Below are 18,804 nucleotides of genomic sequence, written 5' to 3' on the forward strand. Positions count from 1 at the left end.
CCAAAAAAAGTAGTATTTTAGAATCCAAATTACTATTAAAAAATGCTAGACAAAGTTATTGTAGGAAGCGAAGAATGGTGCTCATTCCCTACTCTTGGAATCCCAACCATCAAGGCCCGCGTCGATTCGGGTGCAAAAACATCAGCACTTCATGCTACCAACATTACCCCTTTCGAAAAAGACGGTGAAAACTGGGTGAGATTTGACATCAACCCAATACAGAATAACTTAAAAGCTGTAATCCATTGTGAGGCACTTTTAGTCGATAAGCGCGTGGTGAAAAGCTCCAGCGGATACCGCGAGCAGCGTTATGTAATCGCAACGGTACTCGAAATCGGAGGAAGCCTTTGGGAAGTGGAAGTAACACTGACAAACCGCGATTCCATGGGATTCCGTATGTTATTGGGCCGAGAGGCAATGTCAGGCCGAATTTTGGTCGACCCCGAACAAAAATATTTATTAGGGCAACCTACCAACGAAAAAATAAAAGAATACTATTACAACGACGAACCTTCAAAAAAAGGACTTCGAATTGGTGTATTAGCAAGCAATCCGGAATTATACAGCAACAAACGAATTATGGAAGCAGGTGAAATGCGCGGACATGAAATGCATTTCCTGAATCTGAAATACTGTTACATGAAACTCGATGCTGATACTCCTGAGATTCACTATCGAGGCGGACGCATTTTGAACAATTTCGATGCGGTAATCCCAAGAATACGCCCAAGTATGACCTATTATGGCTGTGCACTTACACGCCAGTTTGAAGCATTAAAAGTGTTTTCACTGAATGGTTCCGCTGCTATCAGCCAATCAAGAGATAAACTATTTTCATTACAATTGCTTTTAAACAATGGGGTTGACATTCCAACAACCGGATTTGCCAATTCACCTTTAGACACCAACGATCTGATTAAAATGGTTGGAGGTTCTCCCCTGATCGTTAAATTACTTGAAGGAACTCAAGGAAAAGGAGTTGTATTGGCAGAAACCAAAAAAGCGGCCGAGTCGGTTATCAATGCTTTCAAAAGTTTAAATGCCAACATCTTAGTACAGGAATTCATTAAAGAAGCCAACGGAAAAGATTTACGTTTGTTTGTGGTGGACGGAAAAGTCGTGGCCGCCATGCAGCGTGAAGCGTTACCTGGAGAATTCAGGGCTAACATCCATTTAGGAGGAACCGCATCTGTGGTAAAAGTAACAGCAGAAGAAAAACGAATCGCCATAAAAGCAGCCAAAGCTATGAATTTAAAAGTGGCCGGGGTTGATATTATCCGTTCATCCAAAGGTCCGTTGCTCTTGGAAGTAAACTCTTCACCAGGGCTTGAAGGAATTGAAGGCGCCACCAACAAAGACATTGCCGGTGAAATGATTAAGGCAATCGAAAAGAATTTTAAGTGGAAATAGGCAGTGAGCAAAATTAAATTTTAATGATAATTCAAATGCTTTGAAACTGCATTTAAAAAATGAATACATACCTTGACATAGTACTGCGAAGCGTGGCCGTATATTTATTTATGGTTATTGCTTTGCGTGTCTTTGGCAAAAAAGAACTTTCTCAGCTCAACACCGCCGATGTTATCCTTATTTTACTGATCAGTAACTCGGTTCAAAATGCAATGGTCGGGAGTAACACCAGCCTTTTAGGAGGACTGGCAGCCGCTTTGGTTTTGTTTATAGTCAGTTATGTATTAAAAAGACTGATGTACCGTTTCAAAAAATTAAGTGATTTTGTTCAGGACAAACCGGAAATCCTTATTCATAACGGAAAAATCGAGTATCAAACTCTGGCCAAATTAGGCATTACATCGGACGAGATTGAAGAAGCCATGCGTGAACACGGCGTTGAACATTATAAAAATGTAAAATTGGCAATGCTGGAAATAGACGGAAACATCAGTATCATTACGGGAGAAAGACAATTAAAACAATCCCATCATAAACGAAGAACCCATAAAACTTTAAGTTAATTCACATGAACAAAAACCGGTTGGAAGCTTTTAGTGACGGCGTATTGGCGATTATCATTACTATTATGGTCCTGGAGTTAAAAGTTCCGGAAGGAAAAGATCTTGAATCGCTTCTCCCCTTGTTTCCAAAGTTCCTAAGTTATGTAATGAGTTTTATCTATGTCGGGATTTATTGGAACAACCATCACCACATGATGCATACCGTAAAAAGAGTTACCGGCGGAATTCTTTGGACAAACCTGCATTTGTTATTTTGGCTGTCATTATTTCCTTTTGTTACTGCTTGGATTGGCGAAAATAATTTTGCTCCTTTCCCAATGACGATGTATGGTATTGTACTTTTAATGGCCGCAATAGCGTATTTTGTACTGCAATCTCAAATCCTAAAAAACCACGGACCCGACTCGGTACTTTCAAAAGCCATCGGAAGTGATTTAAAAGGAAAAATTTCCCCTATTTTGTATCTTATCGGGATAATTTGTGCTAACTTTAATACTATTATTGCCGGAGTCATGTATATAGCTGTTGCATTAATGTGGTTGATTCCGGATAAACGGATTGAAAAAATCATCGATTCCCAATAAAAAAAACCTATGAATTATGCAGACCATTTATCACGACCTTATCATCAACGTTTCGAGGGAGAAAGTCTTTGAAGCGGTTTCAACACCTCAAGGATTAAACAACTGGTGGACATTACATTGCAAGGGAAAACCCGGATTAAACGAAAAATACAATTTGTATTTCGGAGAAGGATACGATTGGTTCGCCTCACTTTCCAAATTTGATGAAAATGAAGCTATTGAATTTTCTATGACAGATGCTATGGAAGAATGGTTGCCGACAAGTTTCGGATTTATCTTAAAACAAGAAAATGGCGATCGTACTTCAGTTCAATTTTACCACAAAAACTGGAACGAGGTAAGTCAGGAATTTCGAATTGCTAGTTATTGCTGGGCAAATCTATTGCGAGAATTAAAGCAATACCTCGAAAAAGGGATCATCACTCCATTTGAAGACAGAAATTAATTCAAGATATGAAAAACAAGCATATCATAATTGCATTTGTACTAGGCTTTATCATAACCATCATTGGAGCGCTTTTTAAAATCATGCATTGGCCTTATGCCTCCGCTTTATTAATTTTAGGAATGTTATGCGAAGCGTATGCAGGTATAGCACTCGTAGTCAAAATTTATAAAGATCAGAATCCAAACGGTTTTTTTAACAAATAAGCATGACTATTCTATCCAAAATACTAATTGGTTTAGTGGCTTTCATTCATATTTACATTGTATGGCTTGAAATGTTTGCCTGGACTACCCTTGCAAAAAAAGTATTTCGGAAAGTTCCGGCTGAAATGTTTGAAAAAACTAAACAATTGGCAGGAAATCAAGGACTGTACAATGGCTTTATAGCCTCTGGACTCATTTGGTCACTGCTCATTGGTGATGCACATTGGAGCTTCAACGTGGCACTATTCTTTTTAAGCTGTGTTTTCGTTGCAGGGATTTATGGCGCTATTACAGTACAAAAGTCTATTTTTTATGTACAGTCGCTTCCGGCAGTACTTGCCATTGCGAGCATTCATTTTATGAAATAAATCCGATACAACTACTATAATAAATTCGACTAAAAATAAAAAAGCCTCAATTAAGAGGCTTTTTTGTTATTCTAAGATTTCGCTGTCAAGCTGCAAACTATTCAGGAAAGCTATAGATTTTTCAATATCGTAATGTAAAATTCTGTCTTCTTCTACCAATGGCACTTCTTCACGGTAAGATTTCACGAAACTCTCAATAAATTCACTTGATTTTAGAGGTCTTCTGAATTCGATAGCCTGAGAAGCATTCATTAATTCGATAGCTAAAATACGTTCAAGATTTTCCAAAATCTTCAAACATTTTGTAGCCGCATTAGCTCCCATGCTCACGTGATCTTCCTGTCCGTTTGAAGAAACGATACTGTCGATACTCGCCGGAGTAGCTAATTGTTTGTTCTGGCTAACGATACTCGCTGCCGTGTATTGTGGAATCATGAAACCGGAATTCAATCCCGGATTGCTTACCAAAAAAGCAGGCAATTCTCTTAATCCTGAAATCAACTGATAAGTTCTTCTTTCCGAAATGTTTCCAATTTCAGCCAAAGCAATTCCTAAGAAGTCCAAAGCCAGAGCTAAAGGTTGACCGTGGAAATTTCCTCCGGAAATAATCAAGTCCTCATCCACAAAAATATTAGGGTTATCAGTAACCGAATTGATTTCTGTTTTGAACACTTTTTTCACATAGTCGATAGCATCTTTTGAAGCACCGTGAACCTGAGGGATACAACGGAAAGAATACGGATCCTGTACGTGTTGTTTTGGCTGGGCAATAATTTCGCTGTCTTCCAACAATTCCTGAAAACGTCTTGCTGTATTAATTTGCCCTTTGTGCGGACGAACGATGTGAATCAATTCATTAAAAGGCTCAATTCTTCCGTCGAAACCTTCCAATGAAACAGCACCAATTACATCTGCCAGGTATGTTAATTTCATTGCTTTCAAAAGAATGTAGCACCCGTATGAACTCATGAACTGTGTTCCGTTCAATAATGCCAAACCTTCTTTTGACTGTAATTCGATTGGCTTCCAGTTCATTTTTTCCATCACTTTCATTGCAGGCTGGCGGAAACCATCAACATAAACCTCTCCTTCTCCGATCAGCGGTAATGACAAATGTGCCAAAGGCGCCAAGTCTCCTGAAGCTCCCAATGAACCCTGAGTATAAACTACCGGTAAAATATCGTTATTGTAAAAATCGATCAGTCGCTCAACCGTTTGCAATTGAACACCTGAATTTCCATAGCTCAACGATTTGATTTTAAGCAATAACATGATTTTCACAATCTCGTGTGGTACTTCTTCCCCGGTTCCGCAAGCGTGTGATTTCACTAAATTCTCCTGAAGCTTAGTAAGGTTTTCATTTGATATTTTAATGTTGCATAACGACCCAAAACCCGTATTTATTCCGTAAATCGGTTCGCTGTGCGATTGCATTTTTTCATCCAGATAAGCGCGGCATTTTTCAATGTTGATGCGTGCCTCTTCAGACAATTCAAGGGTTTTATTCTGAGAAACGATTTCCTGAAGTAATTCCAGAGAAAAAACATCCGAACTAATATAATGTACTGTATCCATTTTGCGTGGTTATATTAAGGGGTCAAAATTCAGCAAATTGCGTTTAAAATGCAAGATTTATTATTAGTATTTCATTATGAAAATTTATTGGACACAATTCTTATATTTGGAAATCAAAAACTTTTAAACATGAAAAATATACTTTACCTTTTGTTGGTTGTATTTCTTGCATCCTTTACGACACCAAAAGAAACCATTACCGTTTCCGGTAAAATCACCAATACAGAAGACGGCAAACTAAAGATTAAAGGTGAATCTTTTGAAAAAGAAATCAATTTAAAAGCTGATGGCTCGTTTTCAGAAACCCTGCAGATTGATTACAACGGAACTTATAATTTCGCCACAAAAGCGAATCGTTCTTCTTTGTATTTAACAAAAGGGACAGCTCTTGTAATCAATTTTGATGACAAAAACTTCGCTACAACTTTGAAGTATGACGGAATAGGAAGTATTGAAAATCAATATTTAAGTGATAAATCGATTGCTGTTAACAAGATAATGGGCAACGTTCAGGATTTTTATGCCTTAGACGAAACTGCTTTCCTTTCAAAATTGAAAGAGGCAAAAACAACAATGATCGATTTATTAAACAAATCAAAAATTACCGATGCTGATTTCATCAAAAAAGAAATGAAAAGCATTGACTACTTTGAGCAGCTTCAAATCCTGAATTACCCTTCTTACCACGCTCATTACGCTAAAATTGAAGGTTTCACACCATCTGCCACTTTCCCTAAATTTGATGATAAAATCGATTTGGATAACCAGGAAGACTTCTTGTTCTCATCGACTTACAAACAGATTGTTGCCACAAAATTCAATAATGCATTGTATGCCCAAATGGGAGAGAACGAGGAATACACTTACAAGTTAGCATTACCTGAAATCAAAAAAGTGAAAAGCCCGGCAATCAAAAATGCCCATATTCAAAATTTATCTTATGAAGTAGGCGCCGGAAATCCTGATGCAGCAGTGCTTTACAATGAATTAATGGCAATGTCTTCTGACGAAAAGTTCAAAAAAGACCTGACTGTTAAATTCAACAAAATCAAAACCTTAACTCCTGGAAAAATTTCCCCAAAATTTGATTACGAAAACTTTAAAGGCGGAAAAACATCATTGGAGAGTTTAAAAGGAAAATATGTTTACATAGATGTTTGGGCAACTTGGTGTGGTCCTTGCCGTCGTGAAATCCCAAGCTTACAAAAAGTGGAAGAGCAATATCACGGTAAAAACATTGAGTTCGTAAGCCTTTCAATCGATGCTAAAAAAGACTACGAAAAATGGAGAAAATTTGTGGAAGAAAAGAAACTTGGCGGTGTTCAGTTAATTGCCGACAAAGACTGGAATTCTAAATTCGTACAGGATTATGCCATCGAAGGTATTCCAAGATTCATTTTAGTAGATCCGAAAGGCAACATCATTTCTGCAGATGCCCCACGCCCATCCGATCCTAAATTGATTGCTAAATTTGAAGAATTAGGCATTAAATAACCTTATCGAGATATAAAATTAAACCCTTTCGGAAATCATTCTGAAAGGGTTTATTTTTTTAATACAAACTTAAAAAAGCCTTGCCGAGATTGTTTATGCAATCCGAAGCAATAAAGGAATGATGCCCGATTTCAGGTACAGCAATGTTTGCCGTTAAGCCGTGAAGATAAACACCTAAAACACCCGCATCTAAAGCGGCATATCCCTGTGAAAGCAAGCCTGCGATTATTCCGCTTAAAACATCTCCACTTCCGGCAGTTGCCAAAGCTTGATTCCCTGTAGTATTTTCAAAAACAGAATCCAAATAGACACTATATGTTGGCGCTCCTTTAACTACAACGACAACATCAAAATCCCCCGAAAAAGCCTTCACTTTTTCTATCATTTCGTCATGGGAATTCCAGCTTCCGATTAAACGTTCCAATTCTTTTTTATGCGGAGTCAAAACAGCCTGATTTGGCAACATTTCAAACCATGATTTGTTTTCAGAAAGAATATTCAAAGCATCAGCATCAATAACCATTGGAATAGCTGTCATTTTCAGAAAATGATACAAAGCGTGTTGGGTATCCGAATGATGTCCCAATCCCATTCCTATCGCAACGGCATCAACTTTAATCTTATATCCGATGGCCGTAATATGGTCCGTGTAATCATCCGTTATAACCATTGCTTCTGGAAGAGCCGTCTGCACAATTTCATATCCACATTTGGGAATATAGGCCGTAACTAAACCCGCACCCGATTTAAGACAAGCTTTTGAAGAAAGACAAACAGAACCCATTTTCCCATAACTTCCTCCCACAATCAGGGCATGCCCTTGGACACCTTTGTGGCTGTTCCCGGAAATTGGTCTGAAACGTTTTAAAGCTTCATTTCTATCTATCAATACAGTATTTTCCATAGGTATGAGCTTTATATAAAATTACAAAATTTAACTGTTTCAAAATTATTTTTGCAAGAAAATATTTTGTAATCCAAAAAGACTTAAATTTGTAGTATGTTGAGTAACAATCATTCATACAGTGTTTCTTCCACAACCAATTCTTTGGTTGCCGTTTCTGCTGTAGTTACTTCAACGACGACTACAACAACTACCACTACCCCGTTTGGGGTATAATCATTTCATATAATCCGTTTGTATACGTGTATTTTTTACACGCAGGAGCTCTTACTCTTATTTGAGTTATTTATCAAAATTTAATCTGTTAACAGGATAAATTCATTCTGAAAATTTAAAAATCTAAATCCATTTCATCATGAAAGTCTTAAAATTTGGCGGTACTTCTGTTGCCAATGCCCATAATATAATGAAAGTCGTAGCTCTTTTGGAAAAATGTAAAGAGCGTAAAGTAGTTGTCATTTCTGCTTTAAAAGGAGTGACTGATGCTTTAAATGAAGCCATTAACAAGTCGCAATCACACAATGACAAATACGAAATCATTTTAAAAGAATTGTATCAAAAGCATTGCGATGTTATCGTTCAAGTGATTCCTGAAAAAAACCAAGAAGCTATACTGGAAAAAGTAGAAAGCTGTTTCAGGCAAATCGATAATCTGTTAAAAGGTTCTTTTTACCTAGGGGAATTATCTCCGAAAAAGAAAGATTTTATTCTGGCTTTTGGCGAAATTCTTTCTTCCAGAATTGTATATGAAAAACTAAAATCCGAAAAACAAAAAGTAGCCTATTGGGATGCACAGGAACTAATCGTAACGAATTCAAATTTTGGCAATGCCGAAGTGAATTTTGAATTAACTGATTATTCAATTCAATATTATTTTGAAAGATGTCAGGCAGATATAATCATTGCTCCCGGTTTCATTGCCAAAGATCAGAATGGAAACATTACTACCCTTGGTCGCGGCGGATCTGATTATACAGCAGCTATTATCGCAGCTGCACTGGATGCCGATCAATTGGAAATCTGGACAGACGTTAGCGGCATGTACACCGCTAATCCCAAAATTGTAAAACAGGCCAAGCCCATTGACCATATTTTATACAGAGAGGCCATGGAACTTTCCCATTTTGGGGCAAAGGTTTTGTATGCTCCGACAATTCAACCTGTTCTAAATAAAAATATTCCGGTACAAATTAAAAATACTTTTGAACCTGAAGCCATAGGCACACTCATAAACAACAAAAAGAATGACAGCATAAACCCCGTAAAAGGAATCAGTCACATTGGGGATATTACATTAATTACAGTTGAAGGTTCTGGCTTAATTGGGGTTTATGGAGTATCCAAAAGACTTTTCGGGGCAATTGCAAAAGAAAAAATCAATATCATTTTAATCACACAGGCCTCATCGGAACATTCGATATGCATTGCTGTTTCTGAAAACGATTCACTCAAGGCTAAAGCAGCCATTGATGAAGAATTCAAATACGAAATCAAACAACAAAAAATTAAGCCTTCACTTGTTGAAAATGACCAGTGCATTATTGCTGTTGTTGGTGAAAATATGAAAAATCATCAGGGTTTAAGCGGAAAAATATTCAGCACATTAGGAAAAAACAATATAAATATCAGAGCCATTGCCCAGGGTGCGTCCGAAAGAAACATATCATCAGTTATCGATAAAAAAGACGTAAAAAAAGCGTTGAATTGCCTTCATGAAAAGTTCTTTGAAGGAAACATTAAACAACTCAACCTTTTTATAGCCGGTGTTGGAAATGTGGGCAGCAAGTTTATTGAACAAATTCAACAACAAAAAAGATATTTAAAAGACAATTTGAAGATAAACATCAGGGTAATTGCTGTTTGCAATTCTAAAACCATGATTTTTGATCAGGACGGCATTGATTTGAACAATTGGGAAAATCTTTTAAAAGGTGGAGAAATGGCCTGCATCGATTCATTTCTATCAAAAGTTGAAGAATTAAACCTTAGAAACAGCATATTTATTGATAATACTGCCGACAATCAAATTGCATCCGTTTATCAGCATTTCTTAAAGCAAAATGTTGCTGTGGTTACCTGCAATAAAATTGCCTGTTCCTCTGATTATGAAAACTACGTCCAATTAAAAAATCTTTCCCTGAAATATGGAGCGCCATTTTTATTTGAAACCAATGTTGGTGCCGGACTGCCAATAATCAATACGCTAAAAAATCTTATAGTTTCAGGTGACAAGGTAAATAAAATCCAAGCCGTATTGTCCGGAAGTCTGAATTTCATCTTTAATCATTTTTGTGCTGATTACAGTTTTCATGACATTGTGAAACAAGCCGGTAATGAAGGGTATACCGAGCCCGATCCAAAAATTGATTTGAGCGGAATTGATGTGATGCGGAAAATTTTAATCCTAATCCGGGAAAGCGGATATCAGATGGAAATAGACCAGATCCACAATGAATCTTTCCTGCCTAAAGAAGTGCTGGAAGCAGAATCCATTAATGATTTCTTTAAAGCGTTAGAAGAAAATGAAGCGCACTTTAAAAAACTCTTTTTGGAAGCATCATCGAAAAACTGCCGCTTAAAATACGTCGCCGAATTTGAAAATGGAAAAGCTAAAGTCGGCTTACAATTGATTGAAAAAGAACATCCGTTTTACAATCTGGAAGGCAAAGATAACATCGTCCTGTTTCATACAGACCGATATGCAGAACAACCTCTGCTTATAAAAGGCGCAGGTGCGGGGGCAGCAGTAACCGCTTCGGGGATTTTTGCAGATGTAATACGAATTGCTAACATTTAAAAGAGACTATGGAAAGTATTAGAATTTTTTCCCCTGCAACTGTAGCGAATCTTTCTTGCGGATTTGATGTTTTAGGCTTGTGCCTGGATACGATTGGAGATGAAATGATTATTAGGAAATCTGATAAAAAAGGCATCAGGATTATCAAAATAACAGGCGCTGATTTACCTCTTGAGATTGACAAAAACGTAGCCGGTGTTGCCGCTTTGGCATTAGTAAATGCGTATGAAACAGATTTTGGTTTCGAGATAGAAATTCGTAAAAAGATAAAAGCCGGAAGCGGGATAGGCAGCTCGGCAGCAAGTGCAGCGGGTGCTGTTTTCGGAATTAATAAATTACTGGGAGAACCTTTTTCCGGACACGAACTGATACAGTATGCAATGAAAGGCGAAGCTTTGGCCAGCGGCAATGAACACGCTGACAATGTTGCACCCGCCCTTCTTGGCGGCTTTACTTTGGTTCGCGGTTATGATCCTTTGGATGTAATAAAAATCAAAAGTCCTGAAGAATTGTACGTAACCGTCTTGCATCCTCACATCGAACTTAAAACATCCGAAATGAGAGCGATTTTAAACCCGGAAATCAAACTTAAAAACGCTATCAGGCAATGGGGAAATGTTGGAGGTCTTGTCGCCGGTTTATACACCAGTGATTATGATTTGATAGGACGATCCCTTACGGATTATATAGTAGAACCATTAAGAAGCAAATTTATTCCGGGTTTTGACCAAGCGAAAAAAACTGCGATAGAAAACGGTGCCTTGGGAGCTGGAATTTCAGGTTCAGGGCCTTCGATTTTTACTTTAAATAAAGGTTTGAAGAATGCTACTTCTGTCAATGATCAATTAAAAGAAATATACCAAAAGAATAATATTCCATTTGAGACGTATATTTCAAAAGTAAACCCAGACGGAATTCGTATAATTGAATAATTTTTGAAAGATGCTATATTACAGTTTACATAACCATGAACATAAAGTAAGTTTTAAAGAGGCTGTTTTACATGGATTGGCACCGGACAAAGGGCTGTATTTTCCAGAAAAGATGACGCCTTTAAAAGATTCATTTTATAATACAATTGAAAATTACAGCAATACTGAAATTGCATATGAATGCATTAAACAATTCGTTGGCAATGCGATTCCTGAAACAGAATTAAAACAAATAATTGACGAAACCCTGTCATTTGATTTCCCGCTAATTGAAATAGAAAAAGATATTTATTCCCTTGAACTGTTTCATGGTCCCACACTGGCTTTTAAAGATGTCGGTGCCAGGTTTATGTCGCGTTGCTTAAGTTATTTCAACCATGCCAATGCAAAAACAATTGTTTTAGTAGCCACTTCCGGAGATACCGGCGGTGCTGTAGCCAGTGGTTTTTTGGGAGTAAAAAATACAGAAGTGGTTATACTTTACCCCAGTGGAAAAGTAAGCGAAATTCAGGAATTACAGCTCACTACTTTAGGCAAAAACATTACTGCTTTGGAAGTAGCCGGCACTTTTGACGATTGTCAGGAAATGGTAAAAAAGGCCTTTTCAGACACAGAACTTGAAAATCTTAATCTGACATCAGCAAACTCTATAAATATAGCGCGCTGGCTGCCGCAAATGTTCTATTATTTCTTTGCATACAAGGCTTTAAAAGAACGCCAAAAACAAATCGTATTTTCCTGTCCCAGCGGTAATTTCGGCAATATATGTGCCGGAGTAATGGCTAAACGATTAGGACTACCCATTTCACATTTTGTAGCAGCGACAAATGCCAACGACACAGTGCCGCGTTTTTTAAAAAATGGTCATTACCAACCAAATAAAACCATTGCAACACTTTCAAATGCGATGGATGTTAGTGACCCGAGCAATTTTGCACGAATTCAGGAACTCTACAAAAACAACGCTGAAAATTTTTTCCAAGATTTTACTTCCTATCCATTTGATGACAATAAGGCTTTGGAAACTATAAAATTAATTTACGAAAACAGTCAGTATATAACTGAACCTCACGGCGTAACCGGTTATTTGGGTCTAAAAAAAGAGTTAGAAAACAAAAATGAGGCTGTTGGTATATTTTTGGAAACTGCACATCCAATAAAATTTTCAGAAACCGTTGAAAATGCTTTAGATTTAAAACTACAAGTACCAAACCAATTAAAAGACTTATTTAAGAAGCAAAAAGTCAGTATTAAAATAGAAAACTACACCGATTTTAAAAAATTTTTAAGCTTATGATTTCTGTAGGTACATCACTTTGTCACTCGGTAAAAAATCAATAACTTAGCGACCGAAAATAAACAATCAACACAAGATGAAAAATACAGCATTAACGCACGTTCACGAAGGTTTAGGAGCAAAAATGGTTCCGTTTGCAGGTTACAACATGCCTGTTCAGTATGAAGGAGTTAACATAGAACACGAAACTGTTCGTAACGGCGTAGGTGTTTTTGATGTTTCTCACATGGGAGAATTCTTTTTGAAAGGCGAAAATGCTTTGGCTTTAATTCAGAAAGTAACTTCAAACGATGCATCAAAATTAGTTGACGGAAAAGCACAATATTCTTGTTTACCAAACAATGAAGGTGGAATTGTTGACGATTTAATCGTTTATAAAATTGAAGACAATCACTACATGTTAGTGGTTAATGCTTCAAATATTGAAAAAGACTGGAACTGGATTTCTTCTCATAACGATATGGGCGTAGATATGCAAAACCTTTCAGACAACTACTCTTTGTTGGCTATTCAAGGTCCAAAAGCAGCTGAAGCAATGCAGTCGTTAACCTCAATTGATTTGGTAAACATGCCATATTATTCTTTCCAGATCGGAGAATTTGCCGGAGTGAAAGACGTAGTTGTTTCTGCAACAGGATATACCGGTTCAGGAGGTTTTGAAATCTATTTCAAAAATGAAGATGCTGAAATGATCTGGAATAAAGTATTTGAAGCAGGTGCAACATTCGGAATCAAACCAATCGGATTAGCAGCTCGTGATACTTTACGTTTAGAAATGGGCTTCTGCTTATACGGAAATGACATCAACGATACAACGTCTCCTTTAGAAGCTGGTTTGGGATGGATTACGAAATTCGATAAAGAATTCACCAATTCGGCTAACCTTAAAAATCAAAAAGAGAACGGTGTTGGTAGAAAATTAGTTGCTTTTGAAATGACTGAGCGCGCGATTCCACGTCATGATTACGAAATCGTTGACGGAAGCGGAAGTGTTATTGGAGTAGTAACTTCAGGAACCATGTCACCATCAATGAACAAAGGTATTGGGTTAGGCTATGTACCATCATCTTTGTCTACTGTTGACAGCGAAATTTTCATCAGAATCAGAAAAAATGATGTTCCAGCTAAAGTGGTGAAATTGCCATTTTACAAAAAATAAAATTACTTCTTACAATCAAAAAGCCGATTTTAAAAATCGGCTTTTTTTAACTTCAATATTCAGATTACAGTCGAATCACACAGCCTAAATTAAAAGAACTGTGAACATTCCCAAATTTAATATCTGCTCCTTCATTAGTCACTTCTGTCAATCCACCCATTCCTTGATAATCAACTAAAATCCCGATATTCTCCTTAATTTCAAATTTGTAGCCAACCCCGAAATTAAGTCCAAGCTGAAAAGAACTTAAATGCTTTTTAATATCTCTATCGTTAGATTTTGCTGAAAGTAAAAATCCGAAACTTGGTCCGAAATTCAAATTCCATTTTCTTGTTTTCCCAAAATGCCAGTTTGCATTAGCCGGTAAAGTCAAATAATCTAATTTGTCTTTTGTCATCTCACCTCCAATCGCAGTTAAATCATATTCGCTTCCCATTCTTTGAAATAACAAACCAGAGCGCAAACTCCAACGGTTATTAAAGTAATAATCACCATTCACACCAAAATTAACGGATGAAATAGGTTCAGGGTCCTTTGAAAGTTTATCTCTCGTATAATAAATTGAGGCGGCAGAACCAACAATAGGAGCCACTTCTATAGTACCTTTTTCCCTTTGTTGAGAAAATCCCAAAAAGCCGCTTAACACCAAACCCAAGCAAATAATTTTTTTCATATTTAAAGTTTATAAATGCAGTAAAATTTACGAAAAATTCTGACACTAAAAAAGATTAAAACATTGCTTTAAAAGTTTTGACTATTTATTATTTTTGCATTCTCAAATAAATTCATTAGAAATGGGAAGAGCGTTTGAATTCAGAAAAGCACGTAAAATGAAACGTTGGTCAGCAATGGCTAAAACGTTTACACGAATTGGAAAAGATATTGTAATGGCTGTTAAGGAAGGCGGACCGAACCCGGAAACCAACTCCCGCTTAAGAGCTGTTATACAAAATGCAAAGGCAGCTAATATGCCAAAAGACAACGTAGAGAGAGCAATTAAAAAAGCATCTGATAAAGATACCGCCAATTTTAAGGAGGTTTTATTTGAAGGCTATGCACCTCACGGAATTGCCATTCTGATCGAAACTGCTACAGACAATAACAACAGAACGGTTGCCAATATCAGAAGTTACTTCAACAAATGCAACGGAACTATGGGGACACAAGGTTCTGTAGAATTCATGTTTGACCATACATGTAACTTCCGCATCCCTTCAGAAGGCCAAGATGTGGAAGAACTGGAATTGGAAATGATCGACTTTGGGGTGGAAGAAATATTCGCAGACGAAGACGGTATATTAATGTATGCTCCATTTGAAAGTTTTGGTGCTATCCAAAAAGAACTTGAAAACAGAAACATTGAAATCTTATCATCCGGTTTCGAACGCATTCCTCAAATCACAAAAGAATTAACACCGGAGCAAGTTGCCGATGTTGAGAAGTTATTAGAGAAAATTGAAGAAGATGATGATGTGATGAACGTTTATCACACTATGCAGGAATAAAATCAAGACTTATTAGATATTAGAATTCCTAGAAGAAACAATAAAAAAACTCCGTTTAAAAAACGGAGTTTTTTTTTTGGTGACATTATTCTGCTGAACATGCTCCATAGTTTTTATGCCAAAATTTTTCCATTTATCCCCATGATGGTAAAAAACCTGAACCCATTCTTTCATTGGCCTCTTTTTGGCGGATAGATCAAAGAGTTGGGCTCCTTCCATTATCTTTAAGGGTTGCTCTTAATATTCATAAAAAAACTCCACTTTTCAGCGGAGTTATTCTTTATTTCTGTCAACCTAAGAAGTCTAAAAATCCAACTATCTAAGATATCTATTTTATAAATTCAATCTTTTGAACTTCCTCTGCATTAATACTATCAAAGAATCCTTGCTCGTTCATCCATTCATCACTGAACACTTTACTCATATAACGGGAACCATGGTCAGGGAAAATAACAACTATATTACTATTTTCATCGAATTCTCCTTCTTCAGCAAATTGCTTAACAGCCTGCATGGCAGCTCCTGAAGTATACCCAACAAACAAACCTTCTTTTTTAGCTATTTCTCTAGCCGTATGAGCACTTTCTTCGTCTGTTACTTTGGTAAATTTATCTATCGCATCAAAATCAGTTGCGGTTGGAATTAAATTTTTACCTAAACCTTCGATTCTGTATGGGTAAATTTCTTCGTTGTCAAACTCTCTTGTTTCGTGATATTTTTTCAAAACCGATCCAAAAGCATCAACACCTAAAACTTTTATGTTTGGATTTTTTTCTTTTAAAAAACGTGCTGTTCCGGAAATTGTTCCTCCAGTACCGCTGCAAGCAATAAGGTGAGTGATTCTTCCTTTTGTCTGCTCCCAGATTTCAGGACCTGTGGAATTGTAATGTGCATCAACATTCAAATCATTGAAATATTGGTTGATATACACCGAACCTTTGGTTTCTTCGTGTAAACGTTTTGCAACATTATAATAAGAACGGGGATCATCTGCAGAAACATGGGCCGGGCAAACATAAACTTTTGCTCCCATTGCTCTCAGCATGTCAATTTTATCTTTTGAAGATTTTGAACTAACAGCCAAAACACAATCGTATCCTTTTATGATACTAACCATTGCAATACTGAAACCAGTATTTCCTGAAGTAGTTTCGATAATAGTATCTCCGGGTTTTAAAATCCCTCTTTTCTCCGCTTCTTCTATAATGTAAAGAGCAATTCTGTCTTTTGTTGAATGACCCGGATTAAAAGCTTCTACTTTCGCAAAAAAGTTGCCTTTTAATCCTTCTGTGATTGTATTAAGCCTTATTAGGGGTGTATGCCCTATTAATTCCAATACGTTATTATAGGCTTTTATTTCTTCTTTCATAAAAAATAAATTACTCAATGTGTGAATGTAATCATTTTTTGAAATATTCACAACCTTGCAAATGTATAAAAATTTATTTATCTACTTTTTAATTCCTTCTAAATCTAACAAAAAAGTATACTCTTTTGTCACTTCTTTGATTGCTTCAAATCTTCCGGAAGCGCCGCCATGTCCCGTATCCATATTGGTATCTAAAAATAACTGACTGTCTCCCAGCTTCATAACCCTCATTCTGGCAACCCACTTTGCCGGCTCCCAATATTGCACTTGTGAATCGTGTAATCCTGTGGTCACTAACAAATTCGGATATTTTTGTTTTTTAATATTATCGTAAGGCGAATAAGACAGCATATAATCGTAATATTTCTTCTCATTCGGGTTCCCCCACTCGTCATATTCACCCGTCGTAAGCGGAATAGTATCATCTAGCATTGTGGTTATAACATCAACAAAAGGAACCTGAGCAATAACTCCATTATACAGTTCAGGCGCTTCATTAACAACAACACCCATCAACAGTCCTCCGGCAGAGCCACCTTCAGCATACAAATGCTTTTCTGAAGTGTACTTTTGCTCAATCACATATCTGGAACAATCTATAAAATCGGTGAATGTGTTTTTCTTTTTAAGCAACTTCCCGTTATCGTACCATTCGCGTCCCAAATCTTCTCCGCCGCGTATATGCGCAATGCCATATATAAAGCCTCTGTCCAGTAAACTCAAACGGATGGATGAAAAATAAGGATCCATAGAAGAACCATAAGAACCGTAGGCATACAATAAGAAAGGATTGCTACCGTCTTTCTTAATTCCGTTTCGGTACACTAAAGAAACAGGCACTTTGGTTCCGTCTTTGGCAGTGGCCCAAATTCGCTCTTCGGTGTAATTATTTTTATCGAATTTCCCGCCAAGAACTTCCTGCTCTTTTTTGATGGTTTTTTCTTTGGTGCGCATGTTGAAATCAATCACCGAAGGAGGCGTGGCCATCGACTGGTAACTGTAACGCAGTATTTCCGTATCGAAATCAACATTCGTGGTAGTATAAGCAGTATACGTTTCGATATCAAAAGGCAGATAATATTCCCCTTCGCCGCTCCAAGGCATGATTCTGATCTTGTTCAGGCCATTGTTGCGTTCTTCCACAACCAGATAATCTCTGAAAATATCAATACCTTCCAACAAAGTATCTATACGGTGCGGAATCAAATCGACCCAATTGTCTTTTGAAGTGGCACTTTCAGGCGTTTTCATCAATTTGAAATTGGTCGCCTTGTCTTTATTGGTCACCACATAAAAACTGTCTCCGAAATGCGAAATGGAATATTCCAATCCGCGAGTTCTTTTCTGGAACATTTCAAATTTACCGTCAGGGTTATCAGCTCTTAAAATCTGATATTCCGATGTAAGGGTACTTGAAGAACCGATTACCAGATATTTTTTTGATTTCTCTTTATAAATGAAGGTGGAAAACGTGTCGTCTTTTTCATAAAAAACCACCTGATCCTCATTGGCTTCCGAACCTAATTTATGCTTATAAATCTTATCAGAACGCAGGGTTACCGAATCTTTACGCGTATAAAACAAAGTTTTGTTATCGGCCGCCCAAGTTGAGCCTCCAGTAGTTTTTTCTAATTTTACCGGAAGAATTTCACCGGTTTCAAGGTTTTTTATCTGAATGGTGTATTCACGCCGGGAAACGGTATCAACACCAAAGGCACACCATTTGTTATTTTCGCTGACACTGAGTCCGCTCAACTGAAAATATGCAAATCCTTTTGCCATTTCGTTGCAATCGAACATGATTTCCTCATTGGCATCCAAACTCTCCTTTTTTCTTGAATAAATCGGATAATCTTTCCCCTTTTCAAATCGGGTAATATAATAATATCCGTTGTAAAGGTAAGGAACAGAACTGTCGTCTTCTTTGATTCTCGACTTCATCTCTTCAAACAAATCGGCTTGGAATTGTTTGGTATGCTCAGTCATTTTATTGTAATAATCGTTTTCCTTGTTAAGATAATCGATTACTTCCGGGTTTTCCCTTTCATTTAGCCAATAATAATCGTCTGTACGAACATGCCCGTGTTTTTCAAGTTGTTTTGGCTTTACGGCTGCCAAAGGTGCCGTTATTGTATCTACCATTTTAGGTTTATTATTTTGAGCAATTGCGGATGCAAAAATAAAACAAACGCAAGT

Annotated in this window: 17 protein-coding genes; 12 read left to right on the top strand and 5 right to left on the bottom strand. The window is 37.1% G+C overall.

Annotated elements, in window-relative coordinates:
* The first annotated feature begins 42 nt into the window (after window positions 1-42).
* The 6 genes from rimK to FEDK69T_RS13990 are packed head-to-tail and all read left to right on the top strand — an operon-like array spanning window position 43 to window position 3,576.
* On the top strand, window positions 43-1,410 hold the full coding sequence (gene rimK, locus FEDK69T_RS13965) for a 30S ribosomal protein S6--L-glutamate ligase (RefSeq protein ID WP_023574826.1): 1,368 nt from the start codon (window positions 43-45) through the stop codon (window positions 1,408-1,410).
* A 59-nt stretch (window positions 1,411-1,469) separates the two neighbouring features.
* Window positions 1,470-1,973: a DUF421 domain-containing protein gene (locus FEDK69T_RS13970; protein WP_035630435.1), complete on the top strand. Its 504-nt coding sequence runs from the start codon at window positions 1,470-1,472 to the stop codon at window positions 1,971-1,973.
* 5 nt (window positions 1,974-1,978) lie between these two features.
* The gene (locus FEDK69T_RS13975; RefSeq protein WP_035630433.1) at window positions 1,979-2,557 is read left to right on the top strand and encodes a TMEM175 family protein; all 579 of its coding nucleotides are present in this window, start codon (window positions 1,979-1,981) and stop codon (window positions 2,555-2,557) included.
* Window positions 2,558-2,573: 16 nt separating this feature from the next.
* The gene (locus FEDK69T_RS13980; protein ID WP_023574829.1) at window positions 2,574-3,002 is read left to right on the top strand and encodes an SRPBCC family protein; all 429 of its coding nucleotides are present in this window, start codon (window positions 2,574-2,576) and stop codon (window positions 3,000-3,002) included.
* Between the two features lie 8 nt (window positions 3,003-3,010).
* Window positions 3,011-3,208 (top strand): GldL-related protein, encoded by a 198-nt coding sequence (locus FEDK69T_RS13985; RefSeq protein WP_023574830.1) that lies wholly within the window; start codon window positions 3,011-3,013, stop codon window positions 3,206-3,208.
* A gap of 2 nt (window positions 3,209-3,210) precedes the next feature.
* Window positions 3,211-3,576, top strand: a complete 366-nt coding sequence (locus FEDK69T_RS13990; protein WP_023574831.1) for a DUF1304 domain-containing protein — start codon at window positions 3,211-3,213, stop codon at window positions 3,574-3,576.
* Window positions 3,577-3,642: 66 nt separating this feature from the next.
* Here the strand turns inward: FEDK69T_RS13990 and hutH are convergent, their stop codons facing one another.
* Window positions 3,643-5,151, bottom strand: coding sequence for a histidine ammonia-lyase (gene hutH, locus FEDK69T_RS13995; protein ID WP_023574832.1), 1,509 nt, complete (start codon window positions 5,149-5,151; stop codon window positions 3,643-3,645).
* A gap of 129 nt (window positions 5,152-5,280) precedes the next feature.
* On the opposite strand from hutH, the gene FEDK69T_RS14000 reads away from it, so the two are divergent.
* A complete protein-coding gene (locus tag FEDK69T_RS14000) occupies window positions 5,281-6,645 on the top strand; it encodes a TlpA family protein disulfide reductase (RefSeq protein ID WP_035630488.1) in 1,365 nt (454 codons plus the stop codon).
* 58 nt (window positions 6,646-6,703) lie between these two features.
* Here the strand turns inward: FEDK69T_RS14000 and FEDK69T_RS14005 are convergent, their stop codons facing one another.
* Window positions 6,704-7,549 (bottom strand): NAD(P)H-hydrate dehydratase, encoded by an 846-nt coding sequence (locus FEDK69T_RS14005; RefSeq protein WP_023574834.1) that lies wholly within the window; start codon window positions 7,547-7,549, stop codon window positions 6,704-6,706.
* Window positions 7,550-7,904: 355 nt separating this feature from the next.
* Between FEDK69T_RS14005 and thrA the strand changes: the two genes are divergently transcribed.
* From thrA to gcvT, 4 genes are all read left to right on the top strand, one after another.
* Complete coding sequence (gene thrA / locus FEDK69T_RS14010) at window positions 7,905-10,346, top strand: bifunctional aspartate kinase/homoserine dehydrogenase I (RefSeq protein WP_023574836.1); 2,442 nt, start codon at window positions 7,905-7,907, stop codon at window positions 10,344-10,346.
* Between the two features lie 8 nt (window positions 10,347-10,354).
* Window positions 10,355-11,278 carry a homoserine kinase gene (locus FEDK69T_RS14015; protein WP_023574837.1) on the top strand — a complete coding sequence of 308 codons (924 nt, stop codon included), beginning with the start codon at window positions 10,355-10,357 and terminating at the stop codon, window positions 11,276-11,278.
* Window positions 11,279-11,288: 10 nt separating this feature from the next.
* Window positions 11,289-12,575, top strand: coding sequence for a threonine synthase (gene thrC, locus FEDK69T_RS14020; protein ID WP_023574838.1), 1,287 nt, complete (start codon window positions 11,289-11,291; stop codon window positions 12,573-12,575).
* 76 nt (window positions 12,576-12,651) lie between these two features.
* On the top strand, window positions 12,652-13,734 hold the full coding sequence (gcvT, locus tag FEDK69T_RS14025) for a glycine cleavage system aminomethyltransferase GcvT (RefSeq protein ID WP_023574839.1): 1,083 nt from the start codon (window positions 12,652-12,654) through the stop codon (window positions 13,732-13,734).
* Between the two features lie 64 nt (window positions 13,735-13,798).
* On the opposite strand, the gene FEDK69T_RS14030 is transcribed toward gcvT, so the two are convergent.
* Window positions 13,799-14,407: a porin family protein gene (locus FEDK69T_RS14030; RefSeq protein ID WP_023574840.1), complete on the bottom strand. Its 609-nt coding sequence runs from the start codon at window positions 14,405-14,407 to the stop codon at window positions 13,799-13,801.
* 121 nt (window positions 14,408-14,528) lie between these two features.
* Here FEDK69T_RS14030 and FEDK69T_RS14035 point away from each other — a divergent pair, with 121 nt between their 5' ends.
* Window positions 14,529-15,239: a YebC/PmpR family DNA-binding transcriptional regulator gene (locus FEDK69T_RS14035; RefSeq protein ID WP_023574841.1), complete on the top strand. Its 711-nt coding sequence runs from the start codon at window positions 14,529-14,531 to the stop codon at window positions 15,237-15,239.
* A gap of 328 nt (window positions 15,240-15,567) precedes the next feature.
* Here FEDK69T_RS14035 and FEDK69T_RS14045 read toward each other — a convergent pair whose 3' ends face one another.
* Together FEDK69T_RS14045 and FEDK69T_RS14050 are read right to left on the bottom strand one after the other, a co-directional pair.
* Window positions 15,568-16,608, bottom strand: coding sequence for a PLP-dependent cysteine synthase family protein (locus tag FEDK69T_RS14045; RefSeq protein ID WP_023574843.1), 1,041 nt, complete (start codon window positions 16,606-16,608; stop codon window positions 15,568-15,570).
* 81 nt (window positions 16,609-16,689) lie between these two features.
* The gene (locus FEDK69T_RS14050) at window positions 16,690-18,750 is read right to left on the bottom strand and encodes a S9 family peptidase (protein ID WP_023574844.1); all 2,061 of its coding nucleotides are present in this window, start codon (window positions 18,748-18,750) and stop codon (window positions 16,690-16,692) included.
* Window positions 18,751-18,804: the final 54 nt, after the last annotated feature.

The organism is Flavobacterium enshiense DK69 (genome assembly GCF_000498495.1).
Classification (GTDB): domain Bacteria; phylum Bacteroidota; class Bacteroidia; order Flavobacteriales; family Flavobacteriaceae; genus Flavobacterium; species Flavobacterium enshiense.